Consider the following 13853-nt stretch of genomic DNA (forward strand, 5'->3'; position numbering starts at 1 on the left):
TGGAGACGGCGTGAGGAGCTCTGAAAGGACGCTTACGTCCTGCGCGTCGTTGAATCCGCTTCGACCACTCTTGCGTAACGCACGTGCCTACAGTCGGTAGGCGTCATTTGCTCTGATGGGAGAGGGACATGCAGATCAAACTTCTTGGCGCTGCCTTGCTGATGGCGGCAGCGCCGGCGTTCGCAACGGGTCCCGAGCAGGGAAAATTCTCGATGTCGGTGCTCGGTGGCGTCGACATCCCGGTCAGCGGCGACGTCCACACCGGCGCTGTGGCGCCAGTGCCGGATCTCGGCCCGTTGAATCCCGCACTGGCAGGCGTCAGCGCGGAGTTGCGCATCCGCTCCCGCAGCCACGATCAGATCTACGGCAACGCCACTTCCTGGGGTCTGGAAGCGGGCTATGGACTGAGTGACCGCAGCGAAGTATTCCTCCAGGCCAGGGAGACCAGCGCCGATGATGGTCGCGTGCGCGTCGGTGCCGCCTATGTGCCGGCGCTCGATACCGAGCTGGACGTCTTCGGCAGGTTCTCGGGCTATGACGCGTACACGTGGGAGGTGGGCTACCGGCACTTCTTTGGCGACGGTCGCCGGGTCAGGCCGTTCATCGCGGCGCGAGTCGGCGCGACTGAAACCGACGACATCCGGGCCACCTTCGAGATTCCCGATGCTGCGATCACGATTCCGAACGCGCCGTTCTACGAGAAGGACTGGGTGCTGAGCGGCGGACTCGAAGCCGGTGCGCAGATCTCGTTCACCGAACGCTTCAGCATGACGCTCGCCGCAGGGGTGAACTACATCGGCGATCTTTCCGACGACGATTCCGCGATCGCCGGACTCGGTCTGGCATCCATCAACGACACCGGCAGCCGCGTCTCGGTGCCGCTTTCCATCACTGGCCGGTGGGACTTCTGACGCTCGACGTCAGCAGCTAGGCTCAGGCTATGGGGTTTAGTGCGCTTTCCAGGGAAGGCTATGCCAGGAGCCGAAGCCCAACGTCGTCAACGGGTGACGCAATGGAGTTCCAACAGGCGGTCACCTCCGTTGAACCAGACCGATGTCCGCTTCGCGGACATCGGCTCGCCCTTGACTACCCAGCGAGTGTCGCAAGAAGAAGCCCCGCTTTAGCGGGGCTTCTTCGTCATCCAAGGCGCCTCGCTCAGGCGTCCACTTCGTCCTTGTACGCATCCACCGGGATGCAGGCGCACATGACGTTCTTGTCGCCGTAGACGTTGTCCACGCGCGCGACCGGCGGCCAGTACTTCTGCTGCTTGAGCGTGGCCAGCGGGAACGCGGCCAGTTCGCGCGGATAGGCGTGGGTCCATTCGCTGGCCATCACCATCGTGGCGGTGTGCGGCGCGTTTTTGAGCGGGTTGTCCTCGCGGTCCAGGCGGCCGTCCTCGATCGCGCGGATCTCCTCGCGGATCTCGATCATCGCGTCGATGAAGCGGTCCAGTTCGTGCTGCGACTCGCTTTCGGTCGGCTCGACCATCAGCGTGCCGGCGACCGGGAAGCTCAGCGTGGGCGCGTGGAAGCCGAAGTCGATCAGGCGCTTGGCGACGTCCTCGGCGCTGATGCCGGTGGCGTCCTTGAGCGGGCGCAGGTCGAGGATGCACTCGTGCGCGACCAGGCCATTGCGGCCCGTGTAGAGCGTCTCGTAGTGCGATTCGAGCCGCTTGGCGACGTAGTTGGCGTTGAGCAGCGCCACCTGCGTGGCTTTGCGCAGCCCGGCCGCGCCCATCAGCGTGATGTACATCCAGCTGATCGGCAGGATGCTGGCGCTGCCGAAGCTGGCCGCGCTGACCATGCCGACGTCGCCTTCGCCGCCCAGCTTTTTCGGCAGGTAGGGGGCGAGGTGCGCCTTCACGGCGCAGGGGCCCACGCCGGGGCCACCGCCGCCGTGCGGAATGCAGAACGTCTTGTGGAGGTTGAGGTGCGACACGTCCGAGCCCCACTTGCCGGGCTTGGCCACGCCGACGAGGGCATTCATGTTGGCGCCGTCGGTGTACACCTGGCCGCCGTGCTGGTGGACGATGTCGCAGATGGCGACCACGTCTTCCTCGAACACGCCGTGCGTGGACGGGTAGGTGATCATGATCGCGGCCAGGCGCTCGCTGTACTTCTCGGCGGCGCGGCGGATGTCCTCCACGTCGACGTTGCCGTTGGCATCGCACTTGGTGACCACCACGGTCATGCCGCACATCTGCGCGCTGGCCGGGTTGGTGCCGTGCGCGGATTCGGGGATCAGGCAGATGTCGCGATGCGCTTCGCCGCGCGCGCGGTGGTAGGCGCGGATGGCGAGCAGGCCGGCGTACTCGCCCTGCGCACCGGAATTCGGCTGCAGGCTGACGGCGTCGTAGCCCGTGCATTCGACCAGCATGGCTTCCAGCTCGTCGATCAGCTGGGTGTAGCCCGCGGCCTGCTCGGCCGGTGCCAGCGGATGGATATTGCCGAACTCCGGCCACGTCACCGGGATCATCTCGGCGGTGGCGTTGAGCTTCATGGTGCAGCTGCCCAGCGGGATCATGGTGCGGTCCAGGGCCAGGTCCTTGTCGGACAGCGCGCGCATGTAGCGCAGCAGTTCGTGTTCGCTGTGGTGCGTGTTGAACACCGGGTGGGTCAGGAACGCGCTGGTGCGGCGCAGGGCGGCCGGGATCAGCGACGGGGCGCTGGCGTCCAGCGCGTCGACCGACGGCAGCGTGGGGCCTTCAGCGGCGAACACGCCCCACAGCGCGTCGATGTCGGCGCGGGTGGTGGTTTCGTCCAGCGAGATGCACAGCGAACCGTTGCCGCGCACGCGCAGATTCAGGCGGGCGGCCTTGGCACGCGCCAGGATCGCGTCGCGGGCATCGCCCGGTTCGATGCACAGCGTGTCGAACGCGCTGGCATGCACGGCGGGATAGCCCAGCGTGCGCAGGCCCTCGGCGAGGATGGCGGTGAGGCGGGCGACGCGGCCGGCGATGCGCGCCAGGCCTTCCGGGCCATGGTAGACGGCGTACATGCTGGCCATCACGGCCAGCAGCACCTGCGCGGTGCAGATGTTGGACGTGGCCTTCTCGCGGCGGATGTGCTGCTCGCGCGTCTGCAGGGTGAGGCGATAAGCCGGCTTGCCTTCGGCATCGACCGACACGCCGATCAGGCGGCCCGGCATGCTGCGCTTGTAGGCGTCGCGGCAGGCCATGAACGCGGCGTGCGGGCCACCGAAGCCGAACGGCACGCCGAAGCGCTGCGAGTTGCCGATGACGATGTCGGCGCCCATCTCGCCCGGCGGCTTGAGCAGGGTCAATGCCAGCAGGTCGGTGGCGACGACGAAGAGCGCGTTGTGCGCATGGATGGCGTCGGCGTCCTTCGACCACTCCTCGACCCAGCCGCTCGAGGCGGGGTACTGCGCGAGCACGCCGAAGTAGTCGCCGGCGGCGAGCTTCTCGTGGAAGGCGTCGGTGGAGCGCACCACGTCGACGGTGATGCCCAGTGGTTCGGCGCGCGTGGCCAGCACTTCCAGCGTCTGCGGATGGGTGTCGCCTGCGACCAGGAAGGTGTTCGACTTCGACTTGGCCGAGCGCTTGGCCAGTGTCATCGCCTCGGCGGCGGCGGTCGCCTCGTCCAGCAGCGAGGCGCTGGCGATTTCCATGCCGGTCAGGTCGGTGACCATGGTCTGGAAATTGATCAGCGCTTCCATGCGGCCCTGCGAGATCTCCGCCTGGTAAGGCGTGTAGGCGGTGTACCAGGCCGGGTTCTCGAGGATGTTGCGCAGGATGACCTTCGGCGTATGGGTGCCGTAGTAGCCCTGGCCGATGAAGCTACGGAAGACCTGGTTGCGGTCGGCCACGGCGCGGATCTTGGCCAGCGCTTCCTCCTCGTTGATCGGCGCCGGCAGCGCCAGCGGCTGCGCCGATTTGATGCTGCCCGGCACGATGGCGTCGGTCATTGCGTCCAGCGAATCGTGGCCGACCACGCGAAGCATGTGCGCGATCTCGGCGTCGTTGGGGCCGATGTGGCGTTCGAGGAACGCGCCGTGGTGTTCCAGCTCGCGCAGGGAGGGGGTGTTCGACATGGCAGGCATCCGGAAGGGCGAATAGGGCCAGCGTGCGGAAGCCGCACGTGGGGTGCCCCTCTGTCCTTTTGCCTGAGAGTTTGGAAGCGCGCCGACGAGGAGGTCGCGTGCTTCGTGCCCCTTCGGCGCCGGTGCGGCCACGAGGGCGACCGGTCTCTCCAGAGTGTTTGCAGCAGCGGTGGTATCGGGCCTGAGCGATTACGGGCGTTTGCGCCTTCGGCAGCACGTCGCGGGCGACGGGCTTCTCCCACCTGGTCTTGCCGGCGGATTATAGCCCGTCGGGGCGGGCCACCGGCGGTTTGGGCTTACCATGTGCAGCCCGGCGCGGCCTGTTCATGCAGCCGTGCCGTGACTGTCCGGAGTTCCCCCGCAATGAGTGCCCCCCACGCCATCTCCAACCGCCGTCTGGCCCTGCTGCTGGGCGGGCTGGCGATGTTCGGCCCGTTTTCCATCGACACCATCTTCCCCGCGTTCCCGGCGATGGGCGCGCACCTGGGCGCGGACAAGGTGGCGATGCAGCAGACCATCAGTGTCTACCTGCTGACCTATGCGCTGATGAGCCTGGTGCACGGCCCGCTGTCGGACACGTTCGGTCGCCGGCGCGTCATCCTTGGCGGGCTGTGCGTGTTCCTGCTGGCGTCGGTGGGCTGCGCGCTGGCCACCGACATGGGCACGCTGCTGCTGTTCCGGGCCGTGCAGGGCCTGTCGGCCGGCGTCGGCTTCATCGTCGGCCGTGCGGTCATCCGCGATGCGCGCGATGGCGACGATGCGCAACGCCTGATGAGCCAGGTGTCGATGATCTTCGGCATCGCACCGGCGATCGCGCCGATCGTGGGGGGCTGGATCCTCGGCTGGAGCGCCTGGCCGATGATCTTCTGGTTTCTGGCCGGCTTCTCCCTGCTGCTGATCGTGGCCGTGGTGGGGTGGCTGCCGGAGACGCATCCGCCGCAGGCCCGCCTCAAGGTGTCCCCGCGCATCCTGCTGCGCGACTACGTGGGCATCGCGCGCAATCCGCGCTTCCTGCGGCTGGCCGCGGCGGGTTCGCTGAGCTTCGGGGGGCTGTTCCTGTACATCGCCTCGGCGCCTGCGTTCGTGATGGACCTGCTGCACCTGGACGAACAGCAGTTCGCGTGGCTGTTCCTGCCTACCATCGGCGGCATGGTGCTGGGTGCGTTCCTGTCGGGTCGCGCCGCCGGGCGCATCGAAGGCACGCGACTGGTGAAGATCGGCTATGCCTGCATGGCCCTGGCGATGGTGGCGAACGTGGGCTACAACGCCTGGGCGGGCGCGGACATCCGCGTGCCGTGGGCGGTACTGCCGATGATGCTGGCGGCGCTGGGCGTGGCGCTGGTCTTCCCGATCCTGACGCTGGCCATCCTCGACATGTATCCGCGCCAGCGCGGTGCGGCGTCGTCGCTGCAGGCCTTCAGCAACCTGATCGTCAATGCCGTCATCGCCGGCGTGCTGTCACCGCTGCTGAGCCATCATGGCCTGCACCTGGCGCTCGGGATGGCTGGCTTCGTGCTGCTGGGCTGGCTGATGTGGCAGTGGGAAGCCCATGCCCACCGGCGCCGACTGGCCTGCCCGCCCAACGCGGCAGCGCTGGAACCCACCGATCAACTCTGACGTCCTGCGAGAACTTCCATGTCCATCCAGTCCAAGGCCCGCCGCGAGGCGAAGAAGCGCAAGGCGACCAAGGCGCACCACCAGGCGCGCGCGAATGCACCGGCCATCGAGCCGCATGCGGAACTGCGCAATCCCGAGGGCGAGCTGCTGGCCGGCGTGGTGCGCCAGGCCGGCGTATGGGTGCTGGGGCTCGACGGCCGCATCGCCGGCAGTTCCGACAGCGCGGCCGAAGTACTGGCGATGATCAAGCAGGCCGCCGCCCTGCACGAGGCACAGGGCCAGCCGGTGCGGCTGGTCTACTCGGACGAACTGCGCGACACCGCTGTGATCGAGGCGGCCGCGCAGGGGCTGACGCTGGAGCAGTTCGAAGCACAGCTCGCCGAGCAGATGAAGGCCAGCAAGCCGGACGCGGCGCCGGACGTGAATTGAGTCGCCTGTGTCCCCTGTAGGAGCGACGTGAGTCGCGACTGGCCGGCGTCGAAGTCCGCGATGGCCCGAACCGTGCGATCGCGACTTACGTCGCTCCCACAGACGACATCCGGCGACGCAACCACGCCAGCCATCCTGCCACGATCAGCGCCGGCAACCACACCCAGCGCAGTTCCGACAGCAAGACGTCGATGCCGCGTGCGCTGAAGAACCGGTTGGCAAACGGCGACACGTCGATCATCCGCCACGGCGCGAAATGACGCGCATCGGACCACGGCCAGAACAGCGCTACGCCGAGGCCGCCGTCCGTGAACATGTCCAGCAACGGATGCGAGGCGGCAGACAGTGCGATGAACAGGAACGTCGTGCGTGCAGGCGCCCCGAACCACCGCGCACCGCACGCAGCGATCATGCCGCACAGCGACGCGAACATGAGGGAATGGCTGGCGCCGCGGTGGCCGAGGGCGTGCGCGTAATCGATGCCGAGCTTGAACGCGACGACGTCGGCATCGGGCAGCACGGCCGCCAGCATGCCGGCGGCGATCAGGCGGGGCGGGAGGCGTGCGGTGCCCACGGCGGCGCCGGCGGCCAGCGGAAGCAGGGCGTGGGTGAAGATGGTGGGCATGGCGCGCGACGTGGAAGCGATGGACGGCAGCCTCGTGCGGCAGGGTGAGCCGGTGATGAAGTCCAGGTGTGCGAAAAGAAAAGGCCGGCTATGGCCGGCCTTTTCTTGATGTCACGGGCGGGGTCAGCGTTCCTGCCGGATCGGCCTGAAAGCGGGCGCGGGTCGCTGGCGCGCGGGCGTCGTCGGTGCCGGCGGCGGCGGCGTCTGCGTGACGGGCGCGACGCGGGCGCCCTGGCCCTGCGCGATGGCCGTCGACGAACGCACCAACGGCTGCGAACTGTTCTCGCGCACGGGATCGGCCGCGATCCACTGCTTGATCTGCGGGAAGATCAAGTCGAGGCGGGAATAGAAGTCGCGGTTCTGCGAGTTGCTGAGGTTGCCGGCGTTCGCGCACGTCGCCCAGCCGCCGTACAGACCACCGCGGAGGCGATACGAGTTGTCGCTGTAGCGGGTGAAGATGCCCGAGCCACTGCTTCCGCCCTCCGTCGTGCCTTCCAGCCAGCCGGCGGCAAACCGTTCCGGATAGGGACTGCCCGTCATCGACTTGCCGAGCGAGACCTTCTTGGCATCGCCGGCGGGGTGGTGGATAGCGACCACGTCCGCGTTCAACGCGACCGGGCTGGCATCCCAGCCGGCGAATGTCGCGCTTGCGGGTGCCGCATTCTTGAGGCGAAGCAGCAGGGCGTCGCTCGCGCTGTCGACGAACAACATGTCCGCGCCGCCCGCCAGGGGATTCTGCTTGACGCCATTGGCGGTGGTGCAGCCCGTGTTCTCGTAACCCCAGTACGTGTTCAAGGTGTTGGCGACGGTCTGGTCTGAAATGCAGTGCGCGGCCGAATAGAAATAGGGGACCTGGGTGGACGCCGTCGTGTCATTGAGCAGCGTGCCGGTACAGATGTAGCTCTTGCCGGCCTCGACGAACACCATGTGCGCCACCGCGTTCTTGGCCTGCACGTACGCGGGACCCAGCTGATCGACGCGACAGACGGCGTTGATGTTGCAGGTGCCCGATTCGCCCACCTTCTCGATGATCTTGAAGTCGTTGCGACTGTTGGTGACCAGGTGCGAGACCTGCGGGGCCTGCAATCGGGCCTGCGTCGCCTTGACGTGCGCGGGACGGTAGATCTCGATGATCTGCGTCTGGCCATCGGTGGCGGGCGTCCAGTACAGGCCATTTCCATCCGCGAGCGACTGCGCTTCGGCCGCGGTGACCTTGGCGATGACGCGTCCCGGCTCGTCCGAGCCTGCGAACCTCAGCTCGGCGTGCGGATGCAGCCCGCCGACCTGCAGGCCGACGCGAAGACCCAGCGCATCCGGTGATGCGACCTGCAGGCGTGCGACCGCACCCCCATTCTTCAGGGGAATCCAGCGCAGTGCGGGCGTCGTGCGCGCGATGCCCTCGGTCGACAGGTGGCGTCCGATGCCGATCTGCGTGGCCTTCACCTGCGCACGGCCGTTCTTGCGCTCCAGCTCGACGAGGCGCTCAAGGCGCATTTCCCGGTAGTCCAGCGATGTCGCACTGCGGGCGGGGAACTGCGCCCACTTCCATACCGGCGTGGCCTGCACCGGCGTACGGCTGGCTTCGCCGGCGACCTGGTCGATGCCTGCGAAGGCGGTAAGGGGCGAGGCCAGCAACAGGCCGGCCAGCAGGCCGAGCGTCGGGGCGGATTTCATGCGTCGGTCATCCTTGCGATGTCGTTTCCGGAAAGAAGGACGGGCCATGTGCGGCCCGTCCCGGTGGCGAGCTTACGATTTCGCCGGTGCCGCGGGCGCCGGTGCGGCGACCGTGGCCGGCGTCTGCCAGCCACAGGTCTGGCCTTCGTTCTGCTGCTTCAACCACTCCTGCAGCGGCGCGAAGTATTCCAGTACCGCGCCCGCATCCATCTTTTCGGTGCCGGTCAGTTCCTTCAGCGTGCCTTGCCACGGCTGGCTGGCGCCCTTTTCGAGCATCGCCCAGAACTTCTGGCCCGCCGCCTTGTTGCCGTAGAAACTGCAGTTGTAGAGCGGGCCCTTGTAGCCGGCCGCGTCGCACAGGCCCTTGTAGAACTGGAACTGCAGCACGTGCGAGAGGAAGTAGCGCGTGTAGGGCGTGTTGCCCGGCACGTGGTACTTCGCGCCCGGATCGAAGAAGTCCTCGCCGCGCGCGGTGGCCGGCGCCACGCCCTGGTACTTGGCCTTCAGTTCCCACCATGCCTTGTTGTAGTCGGCCGGCTTGATGCTGCCGTCGAATACGCCCCAGCGCCAGCGGTCGATCATCAGGCCAAAGGGCATGAACGACACCTTGGCCAGCGCCATGCGCATCTGGGCGTTGATCAGCGCTTCGTTGCTCTGCGCGGTCGCATCGACCATGCCGATGGACTTCAGGTAGTCCGGCGTCATCGCCAGCACCATCGTGTCGCCGATGGCTTCATGGAAGCCGTCGTGCGCGCCGGTCTGGAACAGCGGCGGCAGCTTGTTGTAGGCCAGGTAGTAGTACACGTGGCCGAGCTCGTGGTAGATGGTGGTGAAGTCTTCCTCGTTCGGCTTGATGCACATCTTGGTGCGCACGTCGCCGGCCATGTTCATGTCCCATGCGCTGGCGTGGCAGACCACGTCGCGGTCCATCGGCTTGATGAACTGCGTCTTCGCCCAGTAACTCTCGGGCAGCTTCGGCATGCCGAGGCTGGTGTAGAAGTCCTGCGCGCGCTCGGTCATCTGCCTGGCGACCTGCAGCTGCGCGTCGCGTTCGGCCTTGAACAGCGCATCGGTGCCGGGGCCCGGACCCGCCTTCGCGAGGGCGGCCTGGTAATCGGCCTGGTACTGCTTCTCCAGCGCGCCGGTGATGTCGAGGCTGCCGGCGCCCTTGTAGGGTTCCAGCACGTCCCACAGGTTGCCCCAGTCCTGCTGCCACATGTTGCCCATCAGGTGGGCCGGCAGCAGGCCGTTGACCTGGCCCTTCTCCACGCCGTAGGTCGCCTGCAGCTTGGTTCGGGTATAGCAGTGCAGCTGCTCGTACAGCGGCTTGACCTGGCCCCACAGGCGATCGGTCTCGGCGGCGATTTCGGCCGGGGTCATGTCGTAGCCGCTGCGCCACATTTCGCCGGCGTCGGCAAAGCCCATTTCCTTGGAACCTTCGTTCACCAGTTCGACGAAGCGGGTGTAGTCGCCGCGCATCGGCTGGGCGATGGTGTGCCAGCCCTGCCATGCGTCCAGTTGCTCGTCGTAGTCGCGGCTGCTGCGCAATACGTCTTCCAGCTCGCCCAGCTGGCGACACTTCTTCGCATCGCCTTCGCCGGTGCAGTAGGTGCCTGCGCCGTAAGTGCCTTCCATCTTCGTGGCGATCTGGGTCAGCTCGGCGAGCTTGGCTGGATCCTTGGGTGCCGGCATCGCGGTGGCCAGCTTGAGCAACTGGATGGCGCGCGCCGTCTCGGGCGACATTTGCTGGCCTTCGAACTTCTTCGCCTGCTCGATCCAGCTGTTGAGCTGGGTGAGGTAGCGCTCGTTGCCCTTCGCGGCCAGCAGCTGGCTGTCATCGTTGATGTAGGTGCTGGACAGCCACTGCGCGGCGGTCAGCTCCGGATACATCTTCTTGAACTCGTCGTTGACGCGCGCGATGAACTGGTCGGCGGTCTCGCCCTTCGGCGCGGCGGGTGTGGCGGCCTTGTCGCTGGCAGGCTCGTCCTTCTTGCAGGCGGCGAGCGTGGCGATGCTCACGCCGACGGCGAGGGCGAGCAGGAGGTGGCGATGCTTCACGGGGCGTCCTTCGGGGTTCGGCTGGCACGGGAACCCGAAGGGTAGTGAGACGGGCGAAGGGCGGCAAGTGCGGCGTCTGTTCCCCCGCAGGAGCGACGTCAGTCGCGAGCGCGTAGCGTCGGCGTCCAACCGCGGAGGCATAGGGTCCCCCGGGACCGGAAGGCGTAAGGTCTGACGTCGCTCCAACAGAGGGGGGGCTCAGAGGTGGGGCAATCCGCGATGTTTCAGGAAGGCGCGGGCGTCATCCGCATCCTGCTCGAACCACGCCCGTGTCGAGCCCAGCCTGTAGGTGTATCCCCACGCATCCATGTCGGCCATCAGGCGCGCGCGCCCCACGCCGGGCAGCGCGTCGGCCAGGATGATCTGCAGGCAGCAGGTGGCGTCCTCTTCGATCACCGAATCGGTGGCGTCGGTATGCACCTGCGCGCGGCGCTCGTCCGGCAGCACGATCAGGTGGCAGGCTTCGTGCAGCATCGAGTGCACGGGCGTATCGCCGCGCACGTAGACGTTGTGGGCAATGACGCCGGCCTCGGGTTCGCCCCAGAAGCTGCCGGGGATCGGTGCGCCATCGTCGACGACATGGAGCGACAGGCCATGGGACGCAAGCAGCGCATCGGCAGCGCCGGGCGGCAGCTCGCGCACCCGCATCACACCGGCGTTCCCATCGATGGCAGCAGTGTCGTCGGGCGTCATGCGTAGAGCGGAGCTTGCTCCGCTGCCTTTCGTTCCGGACCTGACAATAGCGAGCGGAGCAGGCTCCACCCGACCAAGCCGGTCTCGTCAGGTATTGCCTTCGGGCAACGCGACCGAGATATCCAGCACATCGTGGTCGCCATCCTTGATCAGGTCGACCTTCACCGCATCGACGTCGACGTTGACGTATTTCTTGATCACTTCCAGCAGTTCGCGGCGGAGCAGCGGCAGGTAATCCGGAGCGCCGCGCGAATTGCGTTCCTGCGCGATGATGATCTGCAGGCGGTTCTTCGCGGTCTCGGCGGTGTTCTTCTTCGCCTTGAGGAAATCGAACAGGCCCATGCTCAACCTCCGAACAGCTTGCTGAAGAAACCCTTCTTCTCCAGGGTGATGAAACGCATCGGGCGGTCTTCGCCCAGCAGGCGGCCGACGGTGTCGTCATAGGCCTGGCCGGCCGGCGATTCCAAGTCGAGGATGACCGGTTCGCCCTTGTTGGACGCGTTGAGCACGTCGCCGGATTCGGGGATCACGCCCAGGGTCTTGAGGCCCAGCACGTCTTCCACGTCCTTGATGCTGAGCATCTCGCCGCCTTCCACCCGCGCCGGGTTGTAGCGCGTCAGCAGCAGGTTGGCCTTCAGCGGCTCGCCGTTTTCAGCGCGGCGGGTCTTGGAGTCCAGCAGGCCGAGGATGCGGTCGGAGTCGCGCACCGAGGACACTTCCGGATTCACGACCACGATGGCCTGGTCGGCGAAATACATGGCGAGGAATGCGCCCTTCTCGATGCCGGCGGGCGAGTCGCAGACGACGTAGTCGAAGCCGTCGTCGGACAGGTCCTTCAGCACCTTTTCCACGCCTTCCTTGGTCAGCGCATCCTTGTCGCGCGTCTGCGAGGCGGCCAGCACGTACAGCGTCTCGAAGCGCTTGTCCTTGATGAGGGCCTGCTTCAGCGTGGCCTCGCCCTGTGTGACGTTGACGAAGTCGTACACCACGCGGCGCTCGCAGCCCATGATGAGGTCGAGGTTGCGCAGGCCGACGTCGAAGTCGATGACCGCGACCTTCTTGCCGCGGCGCGCGAGCCCGCACGCGATGCTGGCGCTGGTGGTGGTCTTGCCGACGCCGCCCTTGCCGGACGTGACTACGATGATTTCAGCCAACGGTGTTCTCCTTGGTCGTTCTTATGTTCGGTTGGCGCCGCGCTCAGTCCTGCGCGGCGATCTTGAGTTGGTCCTGGTCCAGCCAGATCTGCACGGCCTTGCCGCGCAGTTCCTTGGGTACTTCCTCCATCACCTTGTAGTGGCCGGCGACGGCGACCAGTTCGGCATGGAATTCACGGCAGAAGATGCGGGCGTCGGCATTGCCGCGCGCCCCGGCGAGCGCACGGCCGCGCAACGCGCCATAGATGTGGATGGAACCGTCGGAAATGACCTCCGCGCCGGCGCCCACCGTGCTGAGGACGGTCAGGTCGCGGTTCTCGGCATACAGCTGCTGGCCCGAACGCACGGGCGTCTTCTGCACCAGGCCGGGTTTGCTTTCCGCGGCCTTGGCGGGCGCGGGCGCCTTCTCCGGGACGGGCTCGGGCGCAGGGCGCGCGGGCGTCGTCGGCGCCTGCGTGCCTCCCACGGGCTCGTACTGCGCGCGGAACTTGGCGAGGAGGGGGAGGCCGAGGTGTTCGGCGAGCGTCTCGGTCTCGCGGGTGCCGTAGGCCAGCGCCACCGGCAGCACGCCGGCGCCGCGCAGGCCGTCGATCAGGGCCCGCGCGGTGTCGACGTCCGGCAGCCGGGTCAGGCCTCCGAAATCGACGATCACCGCCGCACGCCCGAACAGCTTGGGCGCGCGTTCGACGCGTTCGCGCATCTCGCGGATCAACTGGTCGACGTCGAGGGTGCGGATGCGGAGGTTGGCGATGCCGACCTGGCCGATCTTCAGTTCGCCGGCCTGTTCGTAATCCATGGGAGCTCGCGTCACGCTCATGTGCCCGTCGGCCTCTGCGCGCTGGCGTCGGCCAGCAGGCGGGTCCGCGCCCAGGGCACGTCGGGCAGGGCGTCGCCATAGGTTTCGCGCACCCACGGGTAGCTGCAGAGTTCCTTCATCAGCATGCTCGCGCGTACCTCGGCTTCGGCCATGACGTTCTGGCCCACTTCGCGGAAGCCGAAGCTGCCGTGGAAGAGCAGGGCGGGGTCCGCGCCATGGTCGAGGAAGACTTCGCAGGCCAGCTGCGGGTAGCGCAGCTCCGCGAAACTCTGAACGTCGGCATAGAACGCGCGTCCGACGCCGCCGCCGCGACGGCGGCTGGCCACGACGATGCGGTCGATGTAGAAGAACCGGGGATAGCGCTCGCCGAACCAGGCGAAGTTGCTGCTGTCGTGGTCGGCGGCGGAGCCGAAGCCGACGAGGAAACCGGCGAGGTTGCCGTCGCGTTCGGCAACGCGGAAGTATTCGGCCGTCTCGTAGAAGCGGCGGACCTTGGCCGCATCCAGCGGCAGGATCGCCAGTCCGGCATTGTTGTTGAGGGCTAGGACGGAATCCAGCTCGTGCTCGCGCACGTCGCGGATGACAATCGACATTACCTGACTCCGAACGGGTCTTGCAGGGCGGCACGAGGCCAAGGCCGGATTATCGCATGGTGCCGCCGCGACCGGCGAGGCGCGGGTGAGCCGCGGATGAACCCGGCCGACCTTCCTTCCAACGTCGGCATGAC

General features: G+C 67.1%; 12 protein-coding genes and 1 riboswitch. Of the genes, 3 read left to right on the forward strand and 9 right to left on the reverse strand.

What is annotated here, in order from left to right:
• Positions 1 to 161: 161 nt before the first annotated feature.
• Positions 162 to 911 (forward strand): autotransporter outer membrane beta-barrel domain-containing protein, encoded by a 750-nt coding sequence (locus tag ACSQ19_RS13260; RefSeq protein ID WP_435997572.1) that lies wholly within the window; start codon positions 162 to 164, stop codon positions 909 to 911.
• Positions 912 to 1155: 244 nt separating this feature from the next.
• Here ACSQ19_RS13260 and gcvP read toward each other — a convergent pair whose 3' ends face one another.
• Positions 1156 to 4059 carry an aminomethyl-transferring glycine dehydrogenase gene (gene gcvP, locus ACSQ19_RS13265; protein WP_435997574.1) on the reverse strand — a complete coding sequence of 968 codons (2904 nt, stop codon included), beginning with the start codon at positions 4057 to 4059 and terminating at the stop codon, positions 1156 to 1158.
• 41 nt (positions 4060 to 4100) lie between these two features.
• Positions 4101 to 4222: riboswitch (glycine riboswitch) on the reverse strand.
• A gap of 200 nt (positions 4223 to 4422) precedes the next feature.
• Between gcvP and ACSQ19_RS13270 the strand changes: the two genes are divergently transcribed.
• A complete protein-coding gene (locus ACSQ19_RS13270; protein WP_435997576.1) occupies positions 4423 to 5676 on the forward strand; it encodes a multidrug effflux MFS transporter in 1254 nt (417 codons plus the stop codon).
• Between the two features lie 18 nt (positions 5677 to 5694).
• Positions 5695 to 6105: a hypothetical protein gene (locus ACSQ19_RS13275; RefSeq protein WP_435997578.1), complete on the forward strand. Its 411-nt coding sequence runs from the start codon at positions 5695 to 5697 to the stop codon at positions 6103 to 6105.
• Positions 6106 to 6190: 85 nt separating this feature from the next.
• Here ACSQ19_RS13275 and ACSQ19_RS13280 read toward each other — a convergent pair whose 3' ends face one another.
• The 8 genes from ACSQ19_RS13280 to ACSQ19_RS13315 all read right to left on the reverse strand — a co-directional run bounded on the left by ACSQ19_RS13280 (position 6191) and on the right by ACSQ19_RS13315 (position 13719).
• Complete coding sequence (locus ACSQ19_RS13280; protein ID WP_435997580.1) at positions 6191 to 6730, reverse strand: metal-dependent hydrolase; 540 nt, start codon at positions 6728 to 6730, stop codon at positions 6191 to 6193.
• A gap of 123 nt (positions 6731 to 6853) precedes the next feature.
• On the reverse strand, positions 6854 to 8404 hold the full coding sequence (locus ACSQ19_RS13285) for a trypsin-like serine peptidase (RefSeq protein ID WP_435997582.1): 1551 nt from the start codon (positions 8402 to 8404) through the stop codon (positions 6854 to 6856).
• Positions 8405 to 8476: 72 nt separating this feature from the next.
• On the reverse strand, positions 8477 to 10462 hold the full coding sequence (locus ACSQ19_RS13290) for a M2 family metallopeptidase (protein WP_435997584.1): 1986 nt from the start codon (positions 10460 to 10462) through the stop codon (positions 8477 to 8479).
• Positions 10463 to 10660: 198 nt separating this feature from the next.
• A complete protein-coding gene (locus ACSQ19_RS13295; protein ID WP_436000980.1) occupies positions 10661 to 11110 on the reverse strand; it encodes a hypothetical protein in 450 nt (149 codons plus the stop codon).
• A 132-nt stretch (positions 11111 to 11242) separates the two neighbouring features.
• Positions 11243 to 11497, reverse strand: a complete 255-nt coding sequence (gene minE, locus ACSQ19_RS13300) for a cell division topological specificity factor MinE (protein ID WP_296280889.1) — start codon at positions 11495 to 11497, stop codon at positions 11243 to 11245.
• Between the two features lie 2 nt (positions 11498 to 11499).
• Positions 11500 to 12309, reverse strand: coding sequence for a septum site-determining protein MinD (gene minD / locus ACSQ19_RS13305; protein ID WP_296280891.1), 810 nt, complete (start codon positions 12307 to 12309; stop codon positions 11500 to 11502).
• Between the two features lie 43 nt (positions 12310 to 12352).
• Positions 12353 to 13126, reverse strand: a complete 774-nt coding sequence (gene minC, locus ACSQ19_RS13310; RefSeq protein ID WP_296280893.1) for a septum site-determining protein MinC — start codon at positions 13124 to 13126, stop codon at positions 12353 to 12355.
• A complete protein-coding gene (locus ACSQ19_RS13315; RefSeq protein WP_296280894.1) occupies positions 13123 to 13719 on the reverse strand; it encodes a GNAT family N-acetyltransferase in 597 nt (198 codons plus the stop codon). The genes minC and ACSQ19_RS13315 overlap by 4 nt, the downstream gene beginning before the upstream one ends.
• Positions 13720 to 13853: the final 134 nt, after the last annotated feature.

Origin of the sequence: Pseudoxanthomonas sp. LjRoot127 (assembly GCF_964253495.1) — a bacterium.
In the GTDB taxonomy this organism is placed as follows: domain Bacteria; phylum Pseudomonadota; class Gammaproteobacteria; order Xanthomonadales; family Xanthomonadaceae; genus Pseudoxanthomonas_A.

What these genes read in the sequence shown, in the direction of transcription:
- ACSQ19_RS13260 (WP_435997572.1), top strand. Translation starts at nt 162, where the DNA reads ATGGCGGCAGCGCCGGCGTTCGCAACGGGTCCCGAGCAGGGAAAATTC.
- gcvP (WP_435997574.1), bottom strand. Translation starts at nt 4,059, where the DNA reads ATGCCTGCCATGTCGAACACCCCCTCCCTGCGCGAGCTGGAACACCAC.
- ACSQ19_RS13270 (WP_435997576.1), top strand. Translation starts at nt 4,423, where the DNA reads ATGAGTGCCCCCCACGCCATCTCCAACCGCCGTCTGGCCCTGCTGCTG.
- ACSQ19_RS13275 (WP_435997578.1), top strand. Translation starts at nt 5,695, where the DNA reads ATGTCCATCCAGTCCAAGGCCCGCCGCGAGGCGAAGAAGCGCAAGGCG.
- ACSQ19_RS13280 (WP_435997580.1), bottom strand. Translation starts at nt 6,730, where the DNA reads ATGCCCACCATCTTCACCCACGCCCTGCTTCCGCTGGCCGCCGGCGCC.
- ACSQ19_RS13285 (WP_435997582.1), bottom strand. Translation starts at nt 8,404, where the DNA reads ATGAAATCCGCCCCGACGCTCGGCCTGCTGGCCGGCCTGTTGCTGGCC.
- ACSQ19_RS13295 (WP_436000980.1), bottom strand. Translation starts at nt 11,110, where the DNA reads ATGCGGGTGCGCGAGCTGCCGCCCGGCGCTGCCGATGCGCTGCTTGCG.
- minE (WP_296280889.1), bottom strand. Translation starts at nt 11,497, where the DNA reads ATGGGCCTGTTCGATTTCCTCAAGGCGAAGAAGAACACCGCCGAGACC.
- minC (WP_296280893.1), bottom strand. Translation starts at nt 13,126, where the DNA reads ATGAGCGTGACGCGAGCTCCCATGGATTACGAACAGGCCGGCGAACTG.
- ACSQ19_RS13315 (WP_296280894.1), bottom strand. Translation starts at nt 13,719, where the DNA reads ATGTCGATTGTCATCCGCGACGTGCGCGAGCACGAGCTGGATTCCGTC.